We start from the raw sequence: 243 nt of genomic DNA, 5'->3' as shown, positions 1-243 counted from the left end.
AGTGCGCGCTATATGCTCAGCAATATGGCGTGGCCATGAACGTCGCAGGCGGCACCCATCACTCCTTTGCTGGTCATGGAGAAGGCTTTTGTGTCTTCAATGATGTTTGTATCGCTAGCAATTTATTGCTAAATCGTGGACAGGCAAAGAAAATTTTAGTTATCGATTTGGATGTTCATCAAGGCAATGGCAACGCCAGCATCATGGCAGATGAGCCACGCGTTTTTGTCTTTAGCATGCATG

The 243-nt window shown here is 46.5% G+C and carries 1 pseudogene; it reads left to right on the top strand.

The window, feature by feature from the left end:
* Positions 1–35: 35 nt before the first annotated feature.
* Positions 36–243 (top strand): annotated as a pseudogene (locus SB772_RS44775) (histone deacetylase); the annotation flags it as partial.

Source organism: Paraburkholderia sp. SIMBA_030 (assembly GCF_046535245.1).
Classification (GTDB): Bacteria; Pseudomonadota; Gammaproteobacteria; order Burkholderiales; family Burkholderiaceae; genus Paraburkholderia.
The sequence above is the reverse complement of the archived record's forward strand: the minus strand, read 5'-3'. Positions and strand labels throughout refer to the sequence as shown.